20 protein-coding genes and 3 pseudogenes are annotated in these 22,291 nt (G+C 66.6%); 13 read left to right on the plus strand and 10 right to left on the minus strand.

Translation table 11 applies throughout. The features are described from left to right. Together ABZW96_RS35095 and ABZW96_RS35100 are read right to left on the minus strand one after the other, a co-directional pair. Window positions 1-425: transposase (locus ABZW96_RS35095; protein ID WP_355080921.1), on the minus strand; the 425-nt coding region annotated here is incomplete at its 3' end. A gap of 67 nt (window positions 426-492) precedes the next feature. Continuing rightward, a pseudogene (locus ABZW96_RS35100) lies at window positions 493-879 on the minus strand (helix-turn-helix domain containing protein); the annotation flags it as partial. Between the two features lie 1,868 nt (window positions 880-2,747). On the opposite strand from ABZW96_RS35100, the gene ABZW96_RS35105 reads away from it, so the two are divergent. After that, the gene (locus tag ABZW96_RS35105; RefSeq protein WP_355080873.1) at window positions 2,748-2,918 is read left to right on the plus strand and encodes a hypothetical protein; all 171 of its coding nucleotides are present in this window, start codon (window positions 2,748-2,750) and stop codon (window positions 2,916-2,918) included. Window positions 2,919-3,117: 199 nt separating this feature from the next. Here ABZW96_RS35105 and ABZW96_RS35110 read toward each other — a convergent pair whose 3' ends face one another. From ABZW96_RS35110 to ABZW96_RS35120, 3 genes and pseudogenes are all read right to left on the minus strand, one after another. Further along, complete coding sequence (locus tag ABZW96_RS35110; protein ID WP_355080875.1) at window positions 3,118-4,020, minus strand: helix-turn-helix transcriptional regulator; 903 nt, start codon at window positions 4,018-4,020, stop codon at window positions 3,118-3,120. Between the two features lie 233 nt (window positions 4,021-4,253). Then, window positions 4,254-5,798, minus strand: a complete 1,545-nt coding sequence (locus ABZW96_RS35115) for a zinc ribbon domain-containing protein (RefSeq protein WP_355080876.1) — start codon at window positions 5,796-5,798, stop codon at window positions 4,254-4,256. Window positions 5,799-5,872: 74 nt separating this feature from the next. Further along, window positions 5,873-6,064: pseudogene (locus tag ABZW96_RS35120) on the minus strand (transcriptional regulator); the annotation flags it as partial. A 112-nt stretch (window positions 6,065-6,176) separates the two neighbouring features. Here ABZW96_RS35120 and ABZW96_RS35125 point away from each other — a divergent pair. Further along, complete coding sequence (locus tag ABZW96_RS35125; RefSeq protein ID WP_355080878.1) at window positions 6,177-7,544, plus strand: hypothetical protein; 1,368 nt, start codon at window positions 6,177-6,179, stop codon at window positions 7,542-7,544. A gap of 995 nt (window positions 7,545-8,539) precedes the next feature. On the opposite strand, the gene ABZW96_RS35130 is transcribed toward ABZW96_RS35125, so the two are convergent. Beyond that, window positions 8,540-10,060, minus strand: a complete 1,521-nt coding sequence (locus ABZW96_RS35130) for a catalase (protein ID WP_355080880.1) — start codon at window positions 10,058-10,060, stop codon at window positions 8,540-8,542. A gap of 368 nt (window positions 10,061-10,428) precedes the next feature. Between ABZW96_RS35130 and ABZW96_RS35135 the strand changes: the two genes are divergently transcribed. The 7 genes from ABZW96_RS35135 (at window position 10,429) to ABZW96_RS35165 (ending at window position 16,495) form a co-directional block, all read left to right on the plus strand. Further along, on the plus strand, window positions 10,429-10,758 hold the full coding sequence (locus tag ABZW96_RS35135) for a DUF732 domain-containing protein (protein WP_355080882.1): 330 nt from the start codon (window positions 10,429-10,431) through the stop codon (window positions 10,756-10,758). Window positions 10,759-10,871: 113 nt separating this feature from the next. After that, the gene (locus ABZW96_RS35140; RefSeq protein WP_355080884.1) at window positions 10,872-11,921 is read left to right on the plus strand and encodes a fused (3R)-hydroxyacyl-ACP dehydratase subunits HadA/HadB; all 1,050 of its coding nucleotides are present in this window, start codon (window positions 10,872-10,874) and stop codon (window positions 11,919-11,921) included. Window positions 11,922-12,082: 161 nt separating this feature from the next. Further along, window positions 12,083-12,247, plus strand: a complete 165-nt coding sequence (locus ABZW96_RS35145; RefSeq protein WP_355080886.1) for a hypothetical protein — start codon at window positions 12,083-12,085, stop codon at window positions 12,245-12,247. 278 nt (window positions 12,248-12,525) lie between these two features. After that, window positions 12,526-13,725 carry a SpoIIE family protein phosphatase gene (locus ABZW96_RS35150; RefSeq protein WP_355080923.1) on the plus strand — a complete coding sequence of 400 codons (1,200 nt, stop codon included), beginning with the start codon at window positions 12,526-12,528 and terminating at the stop codon, window positions 13,723-13,725. Next, on the plus strand, window positions 13,722-15,347 hold the full coding sequence (locus ABZW96_RS35155; protein WP_355080887.1) for a CHASE3 domain-containing protein: 1,626 nt from the start codon (window positions 13,722-13,724) through the stop codon (window positions 15,345-15,347). Before ABZW96_RS35150 ends, ABZW96_RS35155 begins: the two co-directional genes overlap by 4 nt. Further along, window positions 15,344-15,790 carry a response regulator gene (locus tag ABZW96_RS35160; protein WP_355080889.1) on the plus strand — a complete coding sequence of 149 codons (447 nt, stop codon included), beginning with the start codon at window positions 15,344-15,346 and terminating at the stop codon, window positions 15,788-15,790. The genes ABZW96_RS35155 and ABZW96_RS35160 overlap by 4 nt, the downstream gene beginning before the upstream one ends. A 285-nt stretch (window positions 15,791-16,075) precedes the next feature. Beyond that, window positions 16,076-16,495, plus strand: a complete 420-nt coding sequence (locus ABZW96_RS35165) for an ATP-binding protein (protein ID WP_355080891.1) — start codon at window positions 16,076-16,078, stop codon at window positions 16,493-16,495. Between the two features lie 9 nt (window positions 16,496-16,504). Here ABZW96_RS35165 and ABZW96_RS35170 read toward each other — a convergent pair whose 3' ends face one another. Next, entirely contained in the window at window positions 16,505-16,882 is a 378-nt protein-coding gene (locus ABZW96_RS35170; protein ID WP_355080893.1) for a MerR family transcriptional regulator, read from the minus strand. A gap of 145 nt (window positions 16,883-17,027) precedes the next feature. Here ABZW96_RS35170 and ABZW96_RS35175 point away from each other — a divergent pair, with 145 nt between their 5' ends. The 3 genes from ABZW96_RS35175 to ABZW96_RS35185 all read left to right on the plus strand — a co-directional run bounded on the left by ABZW96_RS35175 (window position 17,028) and on the right by ABZW96_RS35185 (window position 18,094). Next, window positions 17,028-17,447, plus strand: coding sequence for an HSP20 family small heat-shock protein (locus tag ABZW96_RS35175; RefSeq protein WP_355080895.1), 420 nt, complete (start codon window positions 17,028-17,030; stop codon window positions 17,445-17,447). A 192-nt stretch (window positions 17,448-17,639) separates the two neighbouring features. Then, window positions 17,640-17,813 carry a hypothetical protein gene (locus tag ABZW96_RS35180; protein ID WP_355080897.1) on the plus strand — a complete coding sequence of 58 codons (174 nt, stop codon included), beginning with the start codon at window positions 17,640-17,642 and terminating at the stop codon, window positions 17,811-17,813. Between the two features lie 23 nt (window positions 17,814-17,836). Next, window positions 17,837-18,094 carry a cold shock domain-containing protein gene (locus tag ABZW96_RS35185; RefSeq protein WP_355080899.1) on the plus strand — a complete coding sequence of 86 codons (258 nt, stop codon included), beginning with the start codon at window positions 17,837-17,839 and terminating at the stop codon, window positions 18,092-18,094. Between the two features lie 27 nt (window positions 18,095-18,121). Here the strand turns inward: ABZW96_RS35185 and ABZW96_RS35190 are convergent, their stop codons facing one another. Then, window positions 18,122-19,717 carry a GMC oxidoreductase gene (locus ABZW96_RS35190; protein ID WP_355080901.1) on the minus strand — a complete coding sequence of 532 codons (1,596 nt, stop codon included), beginning with the start codon at window positions 19,715-19,717 and terminating at the stop codon, window positions 18,122-18,124. Window positions 19,718-20,064: 347 nt separating this feature from the next. On the opposite strand from ABZW96_RS35190, the gene ABZW96_RS35195 reads away from it, so the two are divergent. Then, a complete protein-coding gene (locus ABZW96_RS35195) occupies window positions 20,065-21,528 on the plus strand; it encodes a DUF6345 domain-containing protein (protein WP_355080903.1) in 1,464 nt (487 codons plus the stop codon). Between the two features lie 311 nt (window positions 21,529-21,839). Here ABZW96_RS35195 and ABZW96_RS35200 read toward each other — a convergent pair whose 3' ends face one another. Together ABZW96_RS35200 and ABZW96_RS35205 are read right to left on the minus strand one after the other, a co-directional pair. Next, window positions 21,840-22,004, minus strand: a complete 165-nt coding sequence (locus ABZW96_RS35200) for a hypothetical protein (protein ID WP_355080925.1) — start codon at window positions 22,002-22,004, stop codon at window positions 21,840-21,842. Window positions 22,005-22,044: 40 nt separating this feature from the next. Next, window positions 22,045-22,182, minus strand: a pseudogene (locus ABZW96_RS35205) (TetR family transcriptional regulator); the annotation flags it as partial. Window positions 22,183-22,291 lie beyond the last annotated feature (109 nt).

Here is a 22,291-nt window from a genome sequence, read left to right on the forward strand (position 1 = left end):
GCGTTGGCCGTGCACCATGCACGGACCTCGGCCCGCTTGTGGACCGAGTAGTTGTCGCAGATCAGATACAACTTCTCACCCGGCCACCGGGCTCGCAGCGATTTGCAGAACGCCAGGAACTCCGTCCACCGTTTCCGATCCCGGATCCGGTAGTACAACTGGCCCGAGGACAGGTCCAGGGCACCGAACATGTGCCGGACGCCCTGAGTGCGCCGGTAGGTCGCGCGCAACCGGCGTGGCCGACGGGCGGTGAACCAGCCGCGGCCGGGGCGGGGCTGCAGGTTCAAAGGCCCGAACTCGTCCACAGACCACGCGCCCGTCGGCGGGCGGATGATCGTAGAGGTCGAGCACCCGCGCCATCTTGGCCTGAAAATCCGGGTCGTTGCTGGCCTTCCACGTTTTCGTGGCCTGCCACGACACTCCACCGGCCTTCAGGATCTTCCGCAGGGTTTCACGGCTGATATCGGCAATCTCGTTGACCCGCAGCACTTCCACCAGCTTCGACAGGCTCCATGTCGCGAACGGCCATCCCAGGTCACGGGGGCAGCACCGGGCGATCTGACAGATCCGATCACGTGTCGCCTGATCGGTCTTCGCCGGCCTGCCCCCGCTCCATTTTGGGTCCAATGCCTCGAAACCATGCGCGTTGAAGTCGTGGATCACCTGTCGCACATACGATTCCGACACTTGCATCAGCTTCGCGATCAACCCGACCGGCTGATGCTGCGCCGAGGCCATCACCACGACCGCGCGCCGCATCCGGATCGGCTGCTTGCTCCGGCGCGCGATCTGCGCCAGCTTGCGGCCCTCTTCCGGGGTCACCGCCCTGACGAACACATCCGGCTTCCGAGCCACCGGCACCACCTCCACCAGCAGCATCACCGGACACCAGCCGATGATCAACCCGCCACCCCGAGTGGCGGGTTACAGCATCAACCTTCCCGGACGCGGCACTAGCAGTCAGCGAGTAACAATGAGTAACACGCCCACCCACCTTGCACGCAGGAGCTACGCAAACCGAATGAGCCCCGAATCGGTCTGCGGCGGTTCGAGGCTCATTCGGGGGTATTCGCGCCTACCATCCGATCGCTCAAACAGTTGACGCATCGAATCTATCTCGTGTTCACCGCATCTGAGAAATCCGCTGCCGCACCCATCGGGGGGGGCGGTCGCGGCTCAGGCGGCGATGCTGAGCAGGCTGGCGCGCACTCTGGGCAGGCGACCCGCGGTGACGTGGGCGGCTGATTCGCTGGCCTTGCGGTCGGTCGTTGTGGCCGTAGTAGCGGTCTATGGCGTTGACCGATTCGCGCCCGGCATCGCGGGAGACAACGAAGTTCGGGACAGCGTCCTGCAGCTTCCACGAGATCCGGTGTGGCGCAACGTGTACGGGGTCAGGAACTCCCCGTGAGCGTACGAATCGCATACTGATCCGCACCGCACCGGTGACCGGGCCGACGTCGCGAACCACCAGCGCATCCACTTCGCTGGGGCGTGCCAGAGAAATGCCAGAGAAACCAGCCCGAATTCGGCGTGCGGGCGCCACCGCCGGCCCAGCACTGATCGAACAGCTCCCATTCGTCGTTGTAGAAACTGTCGATCTCCGCCTGATCGTGGCGCGGCAACCCGCATCCCCGCGCACGGGTTGGAGGGCAGCAGCGGCACATTGACACGCCGCGGCACGCAGCGCCGCGCTCAGGAAGGCGTGCTTCTGGTGAGTGGCGATTCGAACACACCGGTCCCCGGAGTTCGAGCCACTCGCGCCCGGCGCTCCGCACGAGGCGACGTACCCGGTATCCGTCGGTGCACGCGCAGTGGGCAAGTCAGAACGCTGGTATCTCCAGCAGTTCAGAGTAGGCCGGTTCCCGGCACGTAAGGCGGGCCGCACCTGGTTCCTCACCACGAGCGATGTCGCCGCGGCTATCGAAGCGACCAGCCGCCCAGCCACCACTCCGGCCGTTCCTGTAATCCCGCCACAGTCAGCAGAGCAACTCCGCCGCACAGCAACTCGCCGCAACCGTCGCCGCCGCCCTATCCCCCCGCAGACCGGGCGAGGAGCAACCACCCCGTCACCACGGATCAGCTTCCCTATGCCTTCGTCGCCTCACCCAACTCGATCGACCCGAAGAGTTCGCCTTTCACGAACCATGGCGATGAGGACTCGAGCAACAAAGATGACGGCGCAAAGTTTCTCGTTCCGTCAGTAACTCACGTCGTGTGCCCCGACAGGGATGCCAGAGGCAGCCAGGCTGAGACATCAGTGTGGCCAGCCGAGCCGCACCGTCTCGTCAGGAGCCACTCGCCAACCACAGGGGAGGCGGCGCACGCGCACGTGCTGATGTGGCCGATCCGGACGGCGTGAACCGTTGACCCGAGCCGACATCCGGACGACCGCACCGTTCCGTCAGCAGGACCGCCAGCGAGTTTCGTCGGCGTGTACACCACCACACGCGCCCGGATGGGAGCAACCGGCCAATGACCCGGCCCGGCCGGCTCACCGATCCGGACTCGCACATCCACTTGATCATGCCACTAGCGCAACAGGGCGCATGTGCGCTTCAATCGATGTCGGGAGAATCAGCAGACGGGTCACGAAAGAGGTGACTCCATGCTGTTTCATACCCGTATCGCGGTAGCTGATGGATGGTTCTCAGTATCCGCCTCGACCGCTCCAACCCAAGTCGCGTGCACGGTCCCCCCCTTTCCCGCGGCCCAGGCCACTCACCAGCAGCTCCCACAGGCGGCCTCGCATGGGTGAGAGCAGCGATCACGCGCGGGAATGGACCGACGAGGAACTCGCCTACATCAACGAGGTCCACCAACGCATTTCTGGTCCGCTCTCCGAGCGTCAACTCGCCGTGCTGCGCCGATGGTGGCAGGGCGGCTACGCCACAGACCACACCGACGAGCCAGAAACCTGAAGTCTCAGCCAATCGGGCCACGACCCCGCCAAACTTCTAGAGACGTCACATTTGCTTCAACCAAGCATGGCGAAAGAAGTCCGAACCCCCGTGGGACCGTTCACAGTCCCGCCGACCTCAGTCCACCGGCGAGTTTCAAACAATCCGGTGCGCCCACGCGCGGCAATCATCGCTCACCGCACCGAATCACTCGTGGCCCTCACCCCGCTGCCGCGTGGTACAGCTCCCGATGCTCCGCCCACGGACGCGCCCGCTCCTCCACACTCATCCCCAACAACCTCCGCAACTTCCCCCACGCCACCTCATCCACCGGCGTATACACCTGCATCCACGCATTCGGCACCGACGGCAACGACATACTCGTCAAAAACATCTCCAACTCCCCCACCGCCAAATTCCGCACCACCTTCGTCCGACTCACCGGCACCGCCACATCATTCAACGCCCACAACGACGCGAAACTCTCACTCTCCACACACAACTCCGAGACAAACTCCTCCCACCCCGGATCACCAAGATTCTTCGCATACGCCCCACGTAGATACCCCACCATCCGCCGCAAATCATCCCAATTATGACGATACGCGTTACAGCACTCCGGAGTCAGAAACACCCGACGCGCCACATTACGCTCCCCCGCCAAAAACCCCGGGCACAACGCCTCATACGAAGAGTTGTGCGCCAACACGTCATACCGGGCACTCAACACCACACCCGGCAACGGCTCCAAATGATCCAAAATAACCTGCAACTCCTCCGGCAACACCGACCCCGCATCCACCGAAGGCACCGTCGGCACATCCGCCAACCGATACAAATGCGCCTTCTCCGCCGCATCCAGCGACAACGTCCGCGCCACCGCATTCAAAACCTGAACACTCACGTTGATTTGGCGCCCCTGTTCAAGCCAAGTGTACCAAGTTATTCCAATTCCGGATAATTGGGCGACTTCTTCGCGGCGCAATCCGGGAGTTCGCCGACGTGTTCCTGTCGGAATTCCAACATCCTCTGGCGAGATACGGGCTCGCCGGGACTTGAGAAAGGCACCCAATTCCGCGCGTCGGGCCTTCCGCACTGCCCGGACGTCGACTACATCGGTCATCCTCTGATCCTTCCGCACCATGCCACAGGTATCCAGTTATTGTCAGTACTAGTTTCGGCCGCCACCGGCCAACGGCCGCCAGACCCGGGGTCGGCATAGGTGAGGACTCTCCTGAGACCGAGCGGGCCTAGCGGCTTTGCATCGGTCACGTTCACTATCTGGATCGATACGTGGCCCGGTCGGTGCGGCGAGGGTCGTCGCACCGGGAGCCTGAGTGGGAGTCCACGGCCGCGTCACGAGACAAGTGGCTCGATCTCGATAGTGTCCACGCCAGCGCCCACACCGAACCCGCGTCGTTTTCCCGCGGCGGACAGAATCGTCACCCGCACCAGCGACCGGATGATGTCGCGCTTCGCTTCCAACGGAGTCAGCTCCGGATCGCGCCACTTCACCCGCGCATCCGGGCCCGCCGCGGCAGCGACGTGCGGCATGGGCAGAGCCGCTTGGGCTCTCCGCTCCGCCGCCTCGATCAGCGGCGCCTTCCTCGCTTTGTAGACGGCGATTTCCGCTGGCGCCAGGTCCGCGTCAATAGCATCGTTCAACCACTTCTCATACGAGACACGCAGTTCACGTGCCTCCGCCAACGCAGCCACGGCGTCCTCGTCCGTGCGAGCCAGAGCACCGAGCAATGCGGGATCCTCCAGCCGCCGCAGGACCACCTCCTCGACCAGAGCATCGACCAACTTCGCCTTGCGGCCAACGCAGCTGTTCTTCTTGCACACGTAGTAGCGAGTCTCGGGACCCCACTTGCGCCGCGACACAACCGGCCCGTCGCACTTCCAACACCGCAATAGCCCCGACAGCAACCACTTCGGCGCACTCCCGTTAGAAGTCCCCCGGCGAGGATCATTGAGGATCATCTTCAATCGCTCATGCTCCTCGACCGAGATCAGGCCTTCCCAAGCAGCCTTGACCGTCAAGCGCTCGCCGTTCTCATCGACATGAACGCGCAGTCCTGCCGCCGCTTCGCTCAACAGCACGCGCTTGACCATGTTGCTATCCCATTGCGTTCGCCACGTTTTCGGGCACGGGCACGATCGCCTATCGACCTTCCGCACCACCCGACGCCCGTCCTTCACCGAGCACCGGTTGCACGGGAAAGACTTGTCATGGCTCGGAACTGGCACGCCCTCCCTCGTCAGCCAACGTCCGATCTGGTACGTCGGCTCCATGTCCAGCGCACGCCGGACCATCTCACGAAAGATCGGACCGTTCTGAGGACACGGCACCCGTCGCACCGCGCGGCCTCGTTGATAGACGATCTGGAAGCCGAACGCCTCCGGGCCATGCGGCTTACCCTCCGCGAAGTTCTGCGCCAGAGCCCGCATCGAGTCCAACCGGTTTCGTTCCGGCGCGTGCTCGTCCTCGACCGCGTCCTGAGCGACCCGCTTGCGATCGTCGGGATCGTTCATGTCATAGAGCACGCCGCCGTAATACCAGTACACCCTGAACTCCGCACACAACTCACGCAGCTCGGCCATGTCGCCGACCTTCCGGTTGGCCCGCGACGAGGACCAGTTGACCAACACACCCCCAGGCACCTCACCCCGTTTCACCCGGCCAGCTATCGCCGCCAACTCCTGACGCAGCACCTCACGACCCGGACGATCCTTACGCGCATGACGCGTCGCCCCCACCGCACCCTCATCAATCACCTTGCACACCGACCACCCGAACTGGGCACACTCCCCCCGCCCCCACGCGATCTGCTCCTTCGGGGAACGCTCGTTCTTATGTTTCCCCACCTTCGACACACGGGCCTGGATGACGGCCGCCAAACCAGGGAAATCCTTCGGACTCAGAGGCATAACCCCAGGCTAAGCAATAGATACCCCTAACTGCACTGCACGCACGTATACCAGGTCACGCCGATTCCTGATAATTGGGCGACTTCTTCGCGACGGAGCCCCGGTGTACGTCGACGCGTTCCGGTGGGGATGCCGACATCCTCGGGTGCGATACGCGCTCGCCGGGATTTGAGGAAGGCTCCTAGTTCCGCGCGCCGCGCCCTGCGCACTGCTCGCACATCGACGACTTCGGTCATTCCAGAGATCATCCCGTACCGGGACACAAGTATCCAGGTGCTGCTGGTACCAGTTTCAGCGCGGCGCGGCGCCGGTGATGTTCGGTTCGTCCCGGCTGGGTAGGACTGTGAAGTGGTGCGTTGGCGTGAAGCACTCGAAGGCGTCACCGCGTTCCTGGCCGCCGCGGTGGCCGGGCTGTTGCTGGTCGTGCCGCTCAGCTTCGGCAGGACCTGTCATTGCACGCCCTATCAGGTGAACCGATTGGTGTTGAGCGTGCCGCGGGAGGCAGCGATCGGTGTGCTGGTCGCGGCGGTCACCGCGGTGGTCGCGGTCAGTCTGGCGCGGGCGCGTACCGCGTGGTGGATCGCGCTGGCGGCGACATCGCTGTTGTTCGTCACACACACGGTCGAAGCGAACAGTGCCTCGCCCGACGTACTGACGACCACCGCCAACCTCGACGCGATCGGCAGCGGCATCCTGCTCGGCGCGACGGGCGTGGCCGTACTCGGCCGCCGCGTGCCCGCGACGGGCTTGGTACTCGGCGCTGTCGGCTGCTTCGTGGTCATCACGCTCTCGCAGGCGTCGGGGCTGCTGGGCAACCCGCATCGGGCGACCGCCGAGCCACACGTGTGGTCGGTGTTGGAAACGCAACCTCTGTGGTTGCTGGCGGCGGTGGCCGGGCTCATCCTGACGTGCCAGGTGGTCACCCGGCACCGCTTCACGCCGGAACCGATCTATCCGGAACTGCCGCTCAGCCCGGTCATCGCCGCGATCGTGCTCGTGCTGACCGAATTGGCCGTCGCGGAGTGGCGCTTCCGTCACGGCGACGGCAGTCTCGCGCTGATCGTGACGGCACTGTGCACGCTGCTGGCCACGACCCTCGCCGCCTGGCTGCTACCGCGCCGGGACGGGATCGCGATCTACCTCGCGGTCGGGCTCAGCGCCACAGGCAGCGCGGTGGGCAGCGGTCCGCGACCGATATGGAGCGTGCCGCTCCTGCTGGGCCTGATCCTGCTCGGGTATCTGGTCGGAACCCGAATCCGACCCTCGAATCCCCTGATAGGCGCCGGTTTGCTCGCGGCCGTCGCGCTGTTCGCCTCCGTTGCCCCACCAGGTGGCACGCGCAACGTGGTCACGGCCGCGCTCGCCGTCGTCGCGGGGTATTGCGCGGTCTCCATCCAGCCACGAACGGCGGGTAGCATTCTGGCGATCGCCATCCTGTGGCGCCCCTCGACCGTGGCGCCCACCCGCACCGAGTCGTTCGACTGGACGATGGTGTCGCCGCACCATCTGCACGATTGGGGCCCGGTCACCGTGGTGTCGGGCTCGGAATGGGCGGCGTTCGCCATCGCGGTCGGCTGCGGGATCGGACTCGCTCTCCGCGCTCTTCCGAGGCGAAGAGCCCGCGTGCCGCGCCGCGCTCCGGCCGACATGGCGGCGATGCGACCCGCGATGTCCAGGGCGTCGACGGCTCGACATGGGCGCATGGAACCGAGTTAGGCGTACCCTCCGCCTTCGTCCGGCCATGCGCGGGTTGAAGACGCACTACGTCCGACAGCACCCATTGGGCGATACGTAGCGGGCACGACCATACCCCTGGTCGACGACGTCGCTACCGGCGCGAATATGCGCGCCGCGCCGGAGCGGTGCGGCGACCGGGTCCGACGCGAATCGTGGTGGCCGTGCCCGCTGCTCCGAGTCCACGTGCCAGGAAGTGGGTCGCGTCTTGGAGACCGAATCGTGTGCGCGACCACCCCGCACACCGGGCGTCGCCACCGGCCGCGAGCCGAGCGGCGCAGTCACTACTTCCGAGTCGGATCGCTCACCGGTTCGACGCGCTGATTCACATCGAGGAGACCGGCGCACTGCAACCGCTCGACGGTACCTCCCGATGGGAAGCCGGGGAACTGCCCGAACCTATCCCTTCGCCGTGTGACCGGTCGCGCCGCCGTGGTGTGGCAGCGAACGACCGTCCTGATGCGGCGCCGATATCCCGCCGTGGTGCGGCACAGGTCGACCGAGCGGCATCTGCGGCACCGGCGGCGCGGGCGGAACGAATCGCAGGATTTCGGAGAAACCCCGGAATCCACCGGGAATGGGAACCTCCAGCGGGAGATCGGGTTCGCCGACGGACGACGGCTCCGCCACAGCGGGGGCGGCGGGAAGCACGGCTGCCGCGGCCGCACATACCGCGGCGATCGTCCGGGCGGCCCACGAACTATGTTGTGCGCGTTGATCAGGTCGAACATCGACGTCAGACGCCATGATGCGGTCCTCCGATCTGCGTCGGCCGGCCCGGTACGACCCATCCGGTACCACGGGGACGTCACCGAGCCTCGAATTCGTTCGAAACACCACGGTGCTTGCGGTCCACTGGATCCGGAGAGTCATGCTCCCGCACACATTCGAAGAGCTGGCGCGGGACACACGACGAAATGATCACGAAAAGACAACGAACAAGCGGCCGGTCGGTACCGGCCGCTTGTTGGCGTCCGTCAGGCCTTCGCTTGCGCCGACGAGCGAGCCGGATTTGCTTGCCCGGCCGCCTTGGGGTCGAGTTCGTCCTGTTTCGCGCGCACCCCGGCCTCGACCCGGTCGCCGAGATTCTTGTCGACATTGCGCCAGTACTCGAATGCCCGGTCCAGCACCGGCGCGCTGACGCCGTTCAGCAGGTGCCCGACGATGTTGTCCACCAGCCGCTGCCGTGCCGCGTCGTCGAGCACGTCGCGGACCATGGTGCCCGCCTGGCCCCAATCGTCGTCGTCCCGGTGCAGCGTGTAGGCCGAGCGCACGAGTTCTCCGTCGGTGTGCCACGTCGCGGGCGGACCAGCGACGGCGGGATCGGCGTGCGGGCCGCCCTTCGAGTTCGGCACGTACACCGGATCGCCCGGGTTGTGGTGACGCAGCGCGCCGTCCTTGCTGTACGAGCGGACGGTGGTGGCGTGCGGCGTATTGACCGGGAGCTCTTTGTAATTGGCGCCGATGCGGTGCCGGTGCGCGTCGGGGTAGGAGAACCAGCGGGCCATCAGCATCTTGTCCGGGCTCGGCCCGGTGCCGGGTACCGAACTGCTCGGCTCGAACGCCGCCTGCTCGATCTCGGTATGGTAATCCGCCGGATTGCGGTCGAGCGTCATCCTGCCAACGTCGATCAGCGGATAGTCGCCGTGCGGCCAGACCTTGGTCAGGTCGAAGGGGTTGAACCGGTATGACTTCGCCTCGTCGAACGGCATGATCTGCATCTTCAACGTCCAACTCGGGAAATCGCCGCCTTCGATGGATTCCCACAGATCGCGGGTGTGATAGTCGGTGTCCATCGCCGCCATCTGATCGCCTTCGTCCTGGGTGAAGAACTCGATACCTTGATCGGTCTTGAAGTGGTACTTGACCCAGAACCGTTCCCCGGAGGCGTTCACCCACATGTAGGTGTGGCTGGAGTATCCGTTCATGTGCCGCCACGTGCGCGGGATACCGCGGTCACCCATCAACCAGGTCACCTGGTGCGCGGATTCCGGCGACAGCGTCCAGAAGTCCCATTGCATGTCGTGGTCGCGCAGATTGTTGTCGGCGCGGCGCTTCTGGGAACGGATGAAGTCCTGGAACTTCATCGGGTCGCGCACGAAGAAGATCGGCGTGTTGTTGGCGACCATGTCGAAGTTGCCCTGCTCGGTGTAGAACTTCAGCGCGAACCCGCGCGGATCGCGCCAGGTGTCGGGGCTGCCGCGCTCTCCAGCGACGGTGGAGAAGCGGGCCAGCATCTCCGTCTTCTTCCCCGGTTGGAAAACCTCGGCCATGGTGTAGGCACTCACGTCGTGGGTGACCTCGAAGACGCCGAATGCGCCGCCGCCCTTCGCGTGCGGCTGGCGCTCGGGCACCCGTTCCCGATTGAACGCCGCCATCTTCTCGATCAGATACCAGTCCTGCAGCAAGATCGGCCCATCCGGGCCGACGGTCAGTGAATGCTCGTCGCTGGGGACCGGGATCCCGGCGTCATCGGTGGTGTAGTTCGGGCCAGACATCTCTCTCCTCTCCTACGAGCCGCGGGCAGGAGGCCGGCGACGAGACCGCAGAGACGAGCGGCGCGATCGCTTCACGACCGCGACGGGGTCTGCGGGTAGGCTCCCGCGCTCGACGAACGGCATCGCCGCCGCGGCCGAAGGCCGATACCCGTCCCGTCGGTCCTGTCGATCGACTTCCCAGGGGACCACTGCTCAAACTAGCGCTGACCAGGCCTTCCGCGACGACGAGCGACCGGGGCCGCGCCACCGGCGGCGCGCGATCGGTACGCGCACGACCGGCACGGGGGCTCTTTCGCGAGGCGACCGGCGCCCGGCTAGGCTGCGTCGGCTGTCGCATGCCGAATTCCGTCCGACCACAAATTCTTTCGATGGGAAACGAAATGAAGCTCGCGCTGTGCGGGGTGCTGGTCGTCTGTACGTTGTCCGTCTCCGCGGTCGCGGCGGCGTTCATCGTCGCCGAAGCGCGGGCGCACGCGCCGCGCGGTGCCACCAAAGGCTATTTCGCCGATCTACAGCGGCTCGGGGTGCGGACCGCGGGCGACGGCGTGACCGCGGCGCTGCTCGATCTGGGCTACGCGGTGTGCCGGGAATTGGCGGCGGGAACGCCCGAAGCCGACATCGTCGTGCAGGTGAGCGCGCACCAATCGGTGGACGAGGCCGCCGCCGTGGTGGTGGCCGCCGAGCGGAATCTGTGCTGAACCGGCACGATCGGCGAGCGAGGCGACCCGGTCCGCGGACGTCTCCGGCCGCGAAACGGCGTGCGATGCGGGCTGACCGGAAATTCGGCTCTCCTTGGGTAGATTCCCCCGCGATGTCCAGAATCCCTGCTACATCGAGTGCGAACGACGCGGCCGACGCCGCGGTGCCCGCCGCTATGGTCGGGCGCCGGTATCGCAGCAGCGATCACTACGAGGTCGCCCGCGAGAAGATCCGTGAGTACGCCCGCGCGGTGCGCAATCAGCACCCGGCGCACTGGTCGGAGGACGCCGCTGCCGACCTCGGCTACGGCAACCTGGTCGCTCCGCCGACCTTCGGCGCGGTGCCCGGGTATCTCGCCTATGCCGAGGTGTTCGACACGATCCTGCCCGGCTACGACCTGAGCCGTACCATCCAGACCGACCAGATGATCGAATTCCACCGTCCGCTCCTGGCCGGCGACCGGATCTGTTTCGAGATGTCCCTGGACTCGTTCCGGCACGCGTTCGGCGGCGACCTCATCGTCCTGCGCCAGACCATCCTGGACCAGGATGATCGGCCGGTCCTCACGTCTCGGACCAGCTTGGTCGGGCGGGCCGACGAGGCCTTGCCTGACTGGTTGGACGCGGTGGTGATGCACGGAGTACGCCCGGAGGCCCGGCAGCAGCGCCGTGTCCCCGACCCGCGCCGCGTGGGGAACGGCAGCGAGCCCGCCCGCGAGACGCCCGTCACATCGGCGAACCCGCGGGGACGACGGTTCGAAGCCGTGCGTACGGGAGCGGAACTTCCCCCACGCACACTCACGGTCAGCCAAGGCGATCTGGTCAATTACGCCGGAGTGGCGGGCGACCCGAACCCCATCCATTGGAGCACCGAGGCGGCGGCCAAGATGGGAATGGGAACGGTTGTCGCGCAGGGCATGTTCACCATCGGGCTCAGTGTGGATTTGCTCACTTCGTGGCTGGGCGACCCCGGGGCCCTGCGCTCCTACAACGTCCGGCTGACCAATCCGGTGCACGTCGGCGCGACCGGAGGCCGGATCGAGTTCTCGGGCCGGGTGAAACACCTGGACGCGGACACGCGCACCGCCACCGTCGCGATCACCGCCGAGCACGACGGCCACAAGATCTTCGGTCGCGCGACGGCCGAGGTCGTCCTCGCGTGATCGCGCGACCCGTTCGCGCCGCCGCATCGGTGCGTTTGGTCCGGAGCGACGCGGGCACGTTGGAGGCGGAGCACGCGCCCGCCGGGATCGGTGGACGCGAACTCGGCACTCGATCGAGCGGGCAACCGGCCCGCTCGCACCCGAAAGGACCGGTATCTGTCGTGGTTGTGCTTCTTGCTGTGATCGGCTCGGCTTCCCTTGCCGTCATCGCGGTCCATGCCACGGTCGTCGCACGCAGCTTGGCGGAAGTCCGCTCCCCGCGCCGCGACGGCGCGACCAGGGACGACGAGCGGAGCACCGCACGACTGACGGGCACCATGGTCTGATCTTCCGGCTCCCTCCGCGCCCAGCCTCCGCTTCTGCCCAGGTGAACACCGTCATGTCTCGGTCGGGTAGCGGATCGGATACGATCTTGCCTGCCTCTCGGTCCAGCAAACGGCCGCAGAGACAGTAGGCGTGCGCTGGTGCCGCCCTTGGGGATCGGAGGCCGGGTTGTCGGTGTTCGCCGACGACGGCATCAGTGCTGTCAGTCGTTCCGTCGCAACCGGACCCACGACCGGCGGTGTCCGTGCGGCGTGACGGGACAGACGACGATCCCGAGGTGATGGTCGGCGCGGATTGGCCATGGCAGCAACCTTCGGTGCTGTTGATCGAGGACGATCCAGGGGATGCGCTGCTGGTGGAGGAACTGGTCGTGGACGGCGCGCCGGGCCTGCGACTGGACTGGGTCCGGTCGCTGGCGGAGGCCGCCGAGCACCTCGCCTCCGCCGAGCCCGACTGTGTGCTGCTGGACCTGCATCTGCCCGATGCGAAGGGGCTCGAGGCGGTGGAGCGCATCCGCAGGCACACCGACCAGGTCGCGATCGTGGTGATGACCGGGCTCGATCAGGAGCAGACCGGGTTGGCCGCGGTCGCGGCGGGAGCCCAGGACTATCTGGTCAAAGGCCGGGTCGAGCCGGAGCTGTTCGGGCGCGCCGTGCGGTACGCGATCCAGCGCAAGCAGGCCGAGCGCACCAGCGCGGCCCTGCAGGCGAGCAATATGCGCGCGCAGGAGAACGCGCGGCTGGAGCGCGGCCTGCTGCCCACCCCGCTGTTGCGGGGACAGCGGGTCGTCGACATCGTGGCGCGCTACCGTCCCGGCCGGGCCCATTCACTGCTCGGCGGCGATTTCTACGACGTCGTGCAGGACGCGGACGGCACGGTGCACGCCGTCATCGGTGACGTGTCGGGCCACGGCCCGGACGAGGCGGCGACCGGCGTGGCCCTGCGCCTGGCCTGGCGCACCCTGGTGCTGAGCGGCGTCACCGGCGCACGGCAACTGCGGCTGCTCGAGCAAGTGTTGCTGGCCGAACGCACCGGCAAGCAGACTTTCGCGACGGTCACGAGCCTGGTGTTGTATCCCGGCGACCGCCGCGCCCAGGTGCTGCGGGCCGGGCACCCGGGGATGCTGCTGCGCTCGGCTTCCGGATTGACCTGGGTCGAGGTCCCCGGCGGGCCCGCCCTCGGCTTTCTGCCCGGTCGCGCCGAGTGGCCCGTCCACGATCTGGAGCTGCCGCTGGGCTCCGGGCTGATGGTGTTCACCGACGGCCTGTTCGAAGGGTACGCCGGGACCGACCGGGAACGACTCGGTGAGCAAGGGCTGATGGAGGTCGCACGCGCCGTGCGAGCCGCGGATCCCGACTGGTTCGTCGACGAGCTGATCGGTCGCGTGGAGGCGCTGGCGGGTGCGTCCGGCGGATTGGACGACGATGTCGCCATTCTGTATCTGGGATGGAACGGCGACGGGCAAGGACAGGACCGATGACGATGACGACCGGTCGAGCGCCGCTCAGCGCACGATTGACCGCCCAGGCCTGGTTCCAACTGGTACTGGCCGCGATGGTGCTGGTGGTGATCATCGGCACCGTGGCAGGAGCCCAGGTGATCGCGCAGGCCAACCGCGTGACCGATCGGCTCGTCGACAGGACGTTGCCCGCGGCGGCCGAAGCCTACCGGTTACAGAGTGCCCTGGTTAACCAGGAGACCGGTCTGCGCGGCTACCGGATCACCGCCGACCCGCAGTTCCTCCAGCCCTACCGGGACGGCACCCGGGACGAGGCGCAGTCGGCGACCCGCCTACGCGAGCTGCTGGCCGATCGAGAGCCGCTGCTCGACGAGCTCGACGCCGTGGAGCAGGCCGCACAGCGGTGGCGCGGCGAGTACGCGGAGCCGCTGGTCGCGGGGTTGGCCTCTGGATCACCCCTCGGCACCGACCCCACCACGCCGGTCCGCGGTAAACCGCTGTTCGACGACCTCCGGACACGTTTCGACACCCAGAACAGCAGTCTCGCGGCGACCATCGCGCACGACGAAGACGAGCTGACCCACACTCGCGCGGTCCGGGACGCCGTGCTGGCCGGGATGGTCGTGGCGTTCCTGTTGACCGGTGTCCTGCTGACCGTGCTGATCCGGCGCTTGATCGTCCGTCCCCTCGGGTCCTTGACGGATGCGTCGCTGCGGGTGGCGGGCGGCGACTTCGATCATCACATCGACGCCCACGGCCCCGCAGACCTGGTGACCGTCGCGAACGCGGTGGAGAGCATGCGCCGCCGCATCGTCGCCGAGCTGGATTCCTCCCGCGCCAAGGAAGCGGTGCTCGCGGAGCAGAAGACGGATCTGGACCTGCAGGCCGTGGAACTGCGCCGGTCCAACGCCGAGCTGGAGCAGTTCGCCTATGTCGCCTCGCACGACCTGCAGGAGCCGCTGCGCAAGGTTGCGTCGTTCTGCCAGTTGCTGGAGAAGCGCTACGGCGACAAGCTCGACGAGCGCGGCAAGCAGTACATCGACTTCGCCGTCGACGGCGCCAAGCGGATGCAGGTGCTGATCAACGACCTGCTCACCTTCTCCCGCGTCGGCCGCGTCACCGACCGCACCGAACCCACCGGCCTCGGCCCGGCCTTGGACAAGGCCCTGACCAATCTCTCCGCGGTGATCGACGACACCACCGCGAGCATCCAGCGGCCCGACGAGCTGCCCGAGATCATCGGCGATCCGACCCTGCTGACCATGCTGTGGCAGAACCTGATCGCCAACGCCATCAAGTTCCGCGAGCCCGACCGCGTACCGCGGATCGAGATCACCTGCGAACCGGCCGAGAACGGCAGCGGCTGGCTGCTGTCGATCTCGGACAACGGCATCGGTATCGCGCCCGAATTCGCCGAGAAGGTGTTCGTCATCTTCCAGCGGCTGCACAATCGTGAGGAGTACAGCGGAACCGGTATCGGGCTGGCTGTCTGCAAGAAGATCGTGGAGTATCACGGCGGCCGGATCTGGATCGACACCGAGTACACCGCGGGCGCTCGCTTCTACTTCACCCTGCGCACCGCCGAAGCCGACCTCACCGTCCGCACCGCCGACGTACCCGCCCCTGAAGGAGCCACCGCATGACCGATCCCGGCCAGCCCATCGACATCCTGCTCGTGGAAGACGACCCTGGCGACGAGCTGATGACGCGAGAAGCCTTCGAGGACAACAAGATCGGCAACACCTTGCACGTCGCCAGGGACGGCGAGGAGGCGCTCGAATTCCTCTACCGCCAAGGACGGCACGCGGACGCTCCGCGGCCTGATCTGATCCTGCTCGACCTGAACCTGCCCAAGTACGACGGCAGGCAGGTGCTGGAGAAGATCAAAGCCGACCCTGATCTGTCGCACATCCCGGTGGTCGTGCTCACCACCTCCGCGGCCGAGGAGGACATACTGCGCAGTTACCGGCTGCACGCGAACGCGTACGTCACCAAGCCGGTGGACCTCGACCAGTTCGTCGCCGCCATCAAACAGATCGACGAGTTCTTCGTCCAGGTCGTCCGGCTGCCGCGCCAAATGCTGTGATGGCGTTCGCCGCGGTGCCGGTGCCGGTGGTTCTCACCGACGGGACCGCGGCCTTGCTTGGGGAATGATCAACTGGGTATAGCTTCGGGGAGAACGGCACATCCACGGCGAACACGACAGCCGAGCTCGACGGCGGTCCACGTGCTCGGCGTGGCGAGTACAGCGCACCGATCCCCGATAGGGAGGTAACGAGGTGACGGCGCATCGACGCTATCGGCGAGGCACGACGACGGGAAAACCGGGCCGCGACAGACACACTGCGATCCCGGCGGCTGGTACGCGCTCGTGAGCGCGGGCGAGCGGGTTCCCCTACCCAACGCCGTGACGCCGCTGGAGCTGGACTTCCCCGCCGAGGCGGTGCAATTGGCTACCGTCCGGCATGCCTTGCAGGATTGGCTCACCCAGTGCGGCATGGCCGCGGCCCCGGCCTACGACGTGCTGCTCGCCGTCGGTGAGGCGTGTACCAACGCCGTCGAGCACGGCCATCAGGGCGACGGCGGCATGGTCCGCTTGCGCGCGTCGATCGACGGCGACGAACTCCGGGTGACCATCTCCGACAGCGGCCGATGGAAACAACCTGATCCGCAAGCCGATTCGCTGCGGGGGCGGGGCATGCCACTGATCCGCGCACTCATTCCAGAGGTCACCGTGACTGCCGGCGATACCGGCACGGTGGTCGATCTGCGCACACCTTTTTCGGCGTAGTCCCGGAACCTACGCGCCACCGGGCGGATGGTTCCGCGCATCCCGCAGACGGACGTTGTCGGCCTGCAGCCGGTCGTTGTCCGCGTGCAGCCGGTCGTTGTCCGCGTGCAGGTCGGCGTTCGCGTCCTCCAAGTCGAGAATGCGGCGGATGCCGGCCAGGTTCGCTCCCGTGGCGACCAAGTCGGTGATTCGCCGCAGCCGGGCCAGATCGTCGCCGCTGTAGCGGCGGGTGCCCCCGTCGCTGCGCGCAGGGGTCAGCAATCCGTGACGCTCGTAGAGCCGGAGCGTCTGCACTCCGATTCCGGCCAGTTCGGCTGCGACCGAAATCCCGTACACCGCTCGGTCGGGATCCGGCAGATGCACCGAGTCGCCCCTCTCCTGCGCCATCCATCCTCACTTCACTTCGGCCGACAGATTTCCTAGTTTAGCGCCTTGCGCTCAACTTTCTCTGGTGGTACAAAAAATCTATGCCAGACAACAGAGGTTATCTGGCCCCTACTATGGAGAATGGAGTGAGTTGGAGGTGGCGACCATGCTGATGCGCACCGATCCGTTCCGCGATCTGGACCGTCTGACGCAGCAGGTGTTCGGCACGAAGGCGCACCCCGCGGTGATGCCGATGGATGCCTGGCGCGCCGGCGAGGAGTTCGTCGTGGAGTTCGACCTGCCCGGTATCGATCCCGAATCCCTGGACCTGGACATCGAGCGCAATGTGGTGACGGTACGCGCGCGTCGTCCCGAACTGGACTCGGGCCGGGAGATGATCGCCGCGGAACGCTCTCGCGGCGTGTTCAGCCGTCAGCTGTTCCTGGGCGAGAACCTCGACACCGACAAGATTCGCGCCGACTACACCGACGGCGTTCTCCGCCTCACGATTCCCGTGGCAGAGAAGGCCAAGCCACGCAAGATCGAAATCGGCCGCGGTAACGGGCACAAGGCGATCGACGTCTGAGAAGCCGCGTAAACCGCAAGATTCCCGCACAATCGAAAGCGAGGTGATGTCGCAGCCAGTGATATCGGAGTCAAATCTGCGAAGAGTGTCATTCCCGCTTTTTCGGGCGGGCCCGGAATACCGGGCCCGCCTCTCGCCGAAATATGGAAGATGTTGTCGCACAAGCGTTTTCGTGCGAATGGAGCGTACTCGATGGAGCATCCGATTATGGCAGCCACCGATCCACCCGACCCCATGCTCACCGCGACCGAGACCGGAGCCGGGATCTCCTCCGACGCCGCGATCGTCTGGCCCGACCCCAGTCCGCTGGACGCTTGGTGGCGGCGGATCATGCATTCCGATCCGGTGCGCCGCAGCGCCGCGTGATCCGGCCTCTATCCTTGACTTTCGTGACCGAACAGCCCTACCGCCCCCGTGCCGCGGCGGAATACTGGCGCCGCGGCACGGTGGTCTGGTTCAACATCGAGAAGGGCTTCGGGTTTCTACAGCCCGAAGATGATCCCACGCCGATTTTCGTCGAGTACACCAGCATCGAGACCACGGGATACAAAGCGCTGTACGCGGGTCAGCCAGTGGTGTTCACCGCCGCCATGCGCAAGCGCGGCCCCGAGGCCACGGCGGTGCGCCCGGTGCTGCCCGACGCTTGACCACGGCCCTGGGCCCGGCGGCAACGGTCAGATGACCGTGCCGACGTCATCGGCCACCAAGGTGTCCAAAGCGCGCTCGGCAACAGCGGCAATCGTCATCGACGGGTTGCACGCCGCGGTGTTCCCGGGCATAAGAGCACCGTCGAGCACGTACAGGCCCCGCTGGCCGTGCACCCGGCCCTCCAGATCACAGACGGCTCCCATACTCGCACCACCCAAGGGGTGCCAGGTCGACGGGAACAGGAGGTTGGTGTCGGTGAGAATGCCCGCCGGACCGGCGATCCGGTGGGCCGCGGGACCGATGTAGTTGTCCTGGATGTAGCTGTCACCGTCCTGCGGCCACTGCAGAATCGCGTCGTCGCGGGCCGCGTCGTAGACGAAGTGCCCACGACCGTCGCTGACGCCGTACCCGACCATCATGGTGCTGTTGGCATCGGCGCCCATGGGCGGGATGGACGCCTGGATCAGGGTGTGAGCGGAGTGCGGGTCGGACCAGTTCTTGCTGCCGTAGACCACTGGGCCCCCCTGCTCCGCACCGAAACTCGCGGTCGGATCGGTCCACAGGTAGATGCGGTCGGCGTTGGTGCCCCAGCCTTGGCCGAGTCCGTCGGGCATATCGGGGATCAGGCCTTTCGCCGAGGCGCGCACCAGCAGTCTTGTGGTGTTGAGGCTTCCGGCAGCCAGCACCAGCGCACCGGCGGTGATGATCTTGTTCTCCAGTACGGCGCCGCTGGTGTCCAGGCGCTCGACGTGGACGATCCACTTGCCGTCGGCGGCACGCTCGACATCGGTGACCTGGTGCAGCGGCTCGACCGTCACCAGGCCGGTCGCCTCGGCGGCGGCGATGTAGGTGACGTCGACCGAATGCTTGCCACCGTTGTTCACCCCCATGGCGCCGTCGCCGTTGGTGTAGGAGGGCTTCATCTCGCCCCGCAGTTCGGCCAGGGCGAAGTTCCAGTCGATGGGCATCGGGATCTTCGCCAGCGGAAGCCCGGCGCGGCGCACACGGTCGGCGAAGGCCCGCGCGGCCGCGTAGTTGGGACTGGCGATCAACTCGTCCGGGGCGACGGCCAAGCCGAGCATGCGTGCCACCCGCGGATAGTGCACCCTATCCATCGTCGCCCAGTCCAAGTCCTCGGGGAAGTGGGTATCGAACACCTCCCGCGTCGGTTGCAGGGACATCCCTTGATAGACCAGCGATCCCCCGCCCACGCCCGCCGCGCACAGCGCGGTCATATTGGTACCGGGCACCGCCTCGACGAGTCCGGTGTACGGCTCGAAGACCATCGGCTTGCCGAACAATACGGGGCTGGACTTGTACCAGAGCACCCGCTTGTCCAGCGCTGAAGCGCGCGGGAAGGTCTCCGCGTTCGGGCCCGTCTGCCAGCGCAGACCACGTTCGAGCACCAGGACCCGAACTCCGGCCTCGGCCAGGCGCAGGGCGGTGACGCCACCGCCGAACCCCGATCCGATGACGACCACCCGATGCTCCTCGCGGGTGAGCGGAACGCTGTTCACCCGCGCGGCGATCGGACTCGTCGTGTTCGCGTAGCGGGAGGCGACCACGAGACCGCCCGCCGCGGCTGCTCCGGTCAACAGTGACCGGCGCGAAATTGCTGACATCACACACCCTCGAAGATCAGACGCGAGCTCGGATCTCGCGCGGCCCACCATGGCCGCTACGGGACAGTAATATAACCGGACATGCATGTCCGGTAGTGGCATGATCTGTAGCAGAGGTCACAATCGCTTCGGAGGTGGTCGGGTGCTCGATGAAGTTCCGGATGCGGCTGCGGCCCTCGCGCAGGTACCGCTGGATATTGGGTTCCTCCTGCGGTCCTCGACGTACGCCGAGAACTCGGTGTAATCGCGACGTTCCGTTCAACCAGGTCGAAAACGGCCGATGACCCGCGCGAATCGAGTAGTCGGCTACCCGTGCTCCGATGGCCGACGCCCGCGACCATTCAGCCATGTCAGACAACATCTACGCCGGCGCGTCGGTTCAGGTCTACCCGCAGGACGCCCCACTGAGTCACCCGCACGCCTGCGTCAACGGCTTCCTCGACTACGTCGCGAAGTTCAACACGATCAATTTCCACGCCAAGGACGACGACGTCCGGGAATGGCGTTACGACAAGGAGTACGACAACTGGCAGGATCGCCTCGGCATGGACTCGGTGAAGGTCTTCTATCACTACGCGCACAGCACGACCATGGACGACGGCGTGTTCCTCACCGCGATGGGCCGGACCTGGGACGACACCATCTACGCGTGGTCGGATCGAATGAGTTTCGGTGACCAGCGGTTGCGCTACTTGTTCCTCCACGGATGCGAGTCGTTGCGAATGCACGACGGGCACAGCCCATTTCGCACCTGGCATACGCCGAACCTGGGCGCACGGATGCTGTTCGGGTTCGACAGCCTCACCTTCGACACCGATCAGCAGGGAACGCGGTTCTTCAAGGAGTGGAACACCGGCAAGTCGTTCAGCCAGGCCTGGCAGGACGCGGCGCTGTCGATCTTCCACAACGATCACCGGGTGTCCTCGGCGGCATGTGGCGCCACCGACCGGGAGGCACAGGACCGGCTGTGGAACGAGCGTCTCTTCTTCGGCGAGCCGGTGTCGGACAATTGGTACTGGTGGCGATGGGCTGGCCAAGTCCCCATCGAGGTCGACCTCGGCCTTCACGTTCCTCGCCGGCCGCGGGCGCTGCGCTTGTCGCGCCGTCGCGCCGACGCGGATACCGCCGCCGAACTCGCCGAACGGTTCGGTCTGCGGGCCGTGCTCGCCGAGCCCGCGTCACCCACAGCCGAGGAATATTCTGCCCCGGTCGAATTCGAACCGCGACTGGTCATGCATCCGGACGGCGCGTACCACGTGTTCTACGCCGAGCCGGACCGCACTGCCGACAGCATCGCACCACAGGAGGTTCGGGATATCGCCGATCGCGCGGTCCGGCAGCTCGACCTCGGCCACGACCTGGCGTTGGCCGGCATGTCGGCCACCTTCCACGGCGGTGGCAGCCGCGACGGCGACGAGGTAGCGGCATCGGTGGCCGAGTACACCCTGCACTACCGCCAGGTCTACGACGGCGTCGCCGCGGTGGCAGGCGGCGATGGTCAACTGAGCGTGACGCTCGACCCGGCCGGTCGGCTCTGCTCGATATCGGACACGACAGTCCCGATCGCGGGCGCCGACGAGACCCGCCCGCCATCGGGCGACGATTTCGACGCCATGGCGGCTCTGGACGCGGCGACCAGCGCGCGGGCCGAATGCCTGCGCGACGGAGCGCGCTCGAGCGTCGTGCCCGATTCGCTCGAGGTCGGCTACCGCTTCGATCGCGACGCCGCGATCGTGGTCGCCCGGCAGGCGGTCGAGATCACCTCCGGTGACCGCTTCCGGATCCGCGACGTCGTCGAGATCACCGCCTGAGCCGGGCCGGCGCCCTCTTCCCGCGCATTCCGGGTCTCAGCCCTGGATGGTTTGTCGACCAGAACGAACCGCCCACCCTCACCTACGTCGACAGGCGCGGATTCATCCCGGACCCGGCGGAGTCAGAGCGCGCAGGCATAAGGCCGTGATGCGCTCGACGTCGCCGGGAGCGGGCTCGCCGCGTCGGCGCAACCGCTCGGCGAGCGTGCCGGTGATCGCGTAAGCGTCGCGTCGGAATCCGTTGCGGCGCTTACCAACTCCGCGAGCGTGTCGCGCAGTGGCCCGGCAGGCGCGGTGTCCACCACATCAGGTCAGGCCGTCAACCGCAGGCCCGGCCCAGCGGCGGTCCAGAGCACGGCCAGTGTCGCGGCCGCGGTCCGCTCTTCGGCCTGCGCCAGGATCGCCGCGACCCAGCGCCCGACGCGCGCACGCGGGTCGCCTTCCTTGGCCATCGAGTGGGCCACACAGCCGGTCAACCGCTCCGCTCCGTCCTCCAGCAGGGCTGGCCACCAGCGCGTCCTTGGACGGGAAGTGCCGATAGAACGCGTCGTTGGACAGCCCGGCGGCGGCCACGATGTCCGTTACCCGTGGACGTCCGGTGGTACCGGCCGCGCTGATCACTGTCAGCGCGGCGTCCACCAATGTGCGCACCATCGCGTACTCGGCGCCGCGTTTGACCAACGTCCGCCGGGCGCTCCAGTCCAGCGAGTTGCGGCAGCTGGCCGCGAGCGGCTGGCCGGCTAGCGCCCCTATCCGATGCGCC

The organism is Nocardia sp. NPDC004168 (assembly GCF_040610355.1).
Taxonomy (GTDB): domain Bacteria; phylum Actinomycetota; class Actinomycetes; order Mycobacteriales; family Mycobacteriaceae; genus Nocardia; species Nocardia sichangensis.

Bases quoted from the DNA above. Each gene is read 5' to 3' on its own strand.
- ABZW96_RS35175 (WP_355080895.1), top strand. From the start codon at position 17,028: ATGCTGATGCGCACCGATCCGTTCCGCGATCTGGACCGTCTGACGCAG.
- ABZW96_RS35190 (WP_355080901.1), bottom strand. From the start codon at position 19,717: ATGTCAGCAATTTCGCGCCGGTCACTGTTGACCGGAGCAGCCGCGGCG.
- ABZW96_RS35195 (WP_355080903.1), top strand. From the start codon at position 20,065: ATGTCAGACAACATCTACGCCGGCGCGTCGGTTCAGGTCTACCCGCAG.
- ABZW96_RS35140 (WP_355080884.1), top strand. From the start codon at position 10,872: ATGTCCAGAATCCCTGCTACATCGAGTGCGAACGACGCGGCCGACGCC.
- ABZW96_RS35135 (WP_355080882.1), top strand. From the start codon at position 10,429: ATGGGAAACGAAATGAAGCTCGCGCTGTGCGGGGTGCTGGTCGTCTGT.
- ABZW96_RS35110 (WP_355080875.1), bottom strand. From the start codon at position 4,020: ATGACCGATGTAGTCGACGTCCGGGCAGTGCGGAAGGCCCGACGCGCG.
- ABZW96_RS35150 (WP_355080923.1), top strand. From the start codon at position 12,526: ATGGTCGGCGCGGATTGGCCATGGCAGCAACCTTCGGTGCTGTTGATC.
- ABZW96_RS35160 (WP_355080889.1), top strand. From the start codon at position 15,344: ATGACCGATCCCGGCCAGCCCATCGACATCCTGCTCGTGGAAGACGAC.
- ABZW96_RS35130 (WP_355080880.1), bottom strand. From the start codon at position 10,060: ATGTCTGGCCCGAACTACACCACCGATGACGCCGGGATCCCGGTCCCC.
- ABZW96_RS35155 (WP_355080887.1), top strand. From the start codon at position 13,722: ATGACGATGACGACCGGTCGAGCGCCGCTCAGCGCACGATTGACCGCC.
- ABZW96_RS35180 (WP_355080897.1), top strand. From the start codon at position 17,640: ATGGAGCATCCGATTATGGCAGCCACCGATCCACCCGACCCCATGCTC.
- ABZW96_RS35105 (WP_355080873.1), top strand. From the start codon at position 2,748: ATGGGTGAGAGCAGCGATCACGCGCGGGAATGGACCGACGAGGAACTC.
- ABZW96_RS35170 (WP_355080893.1), bottom strand. From the start codon at position 16,882: ATGGCGCAGGAGAGGGGCGACTCGGTGCATCTGCCGGATCCCGACCGA.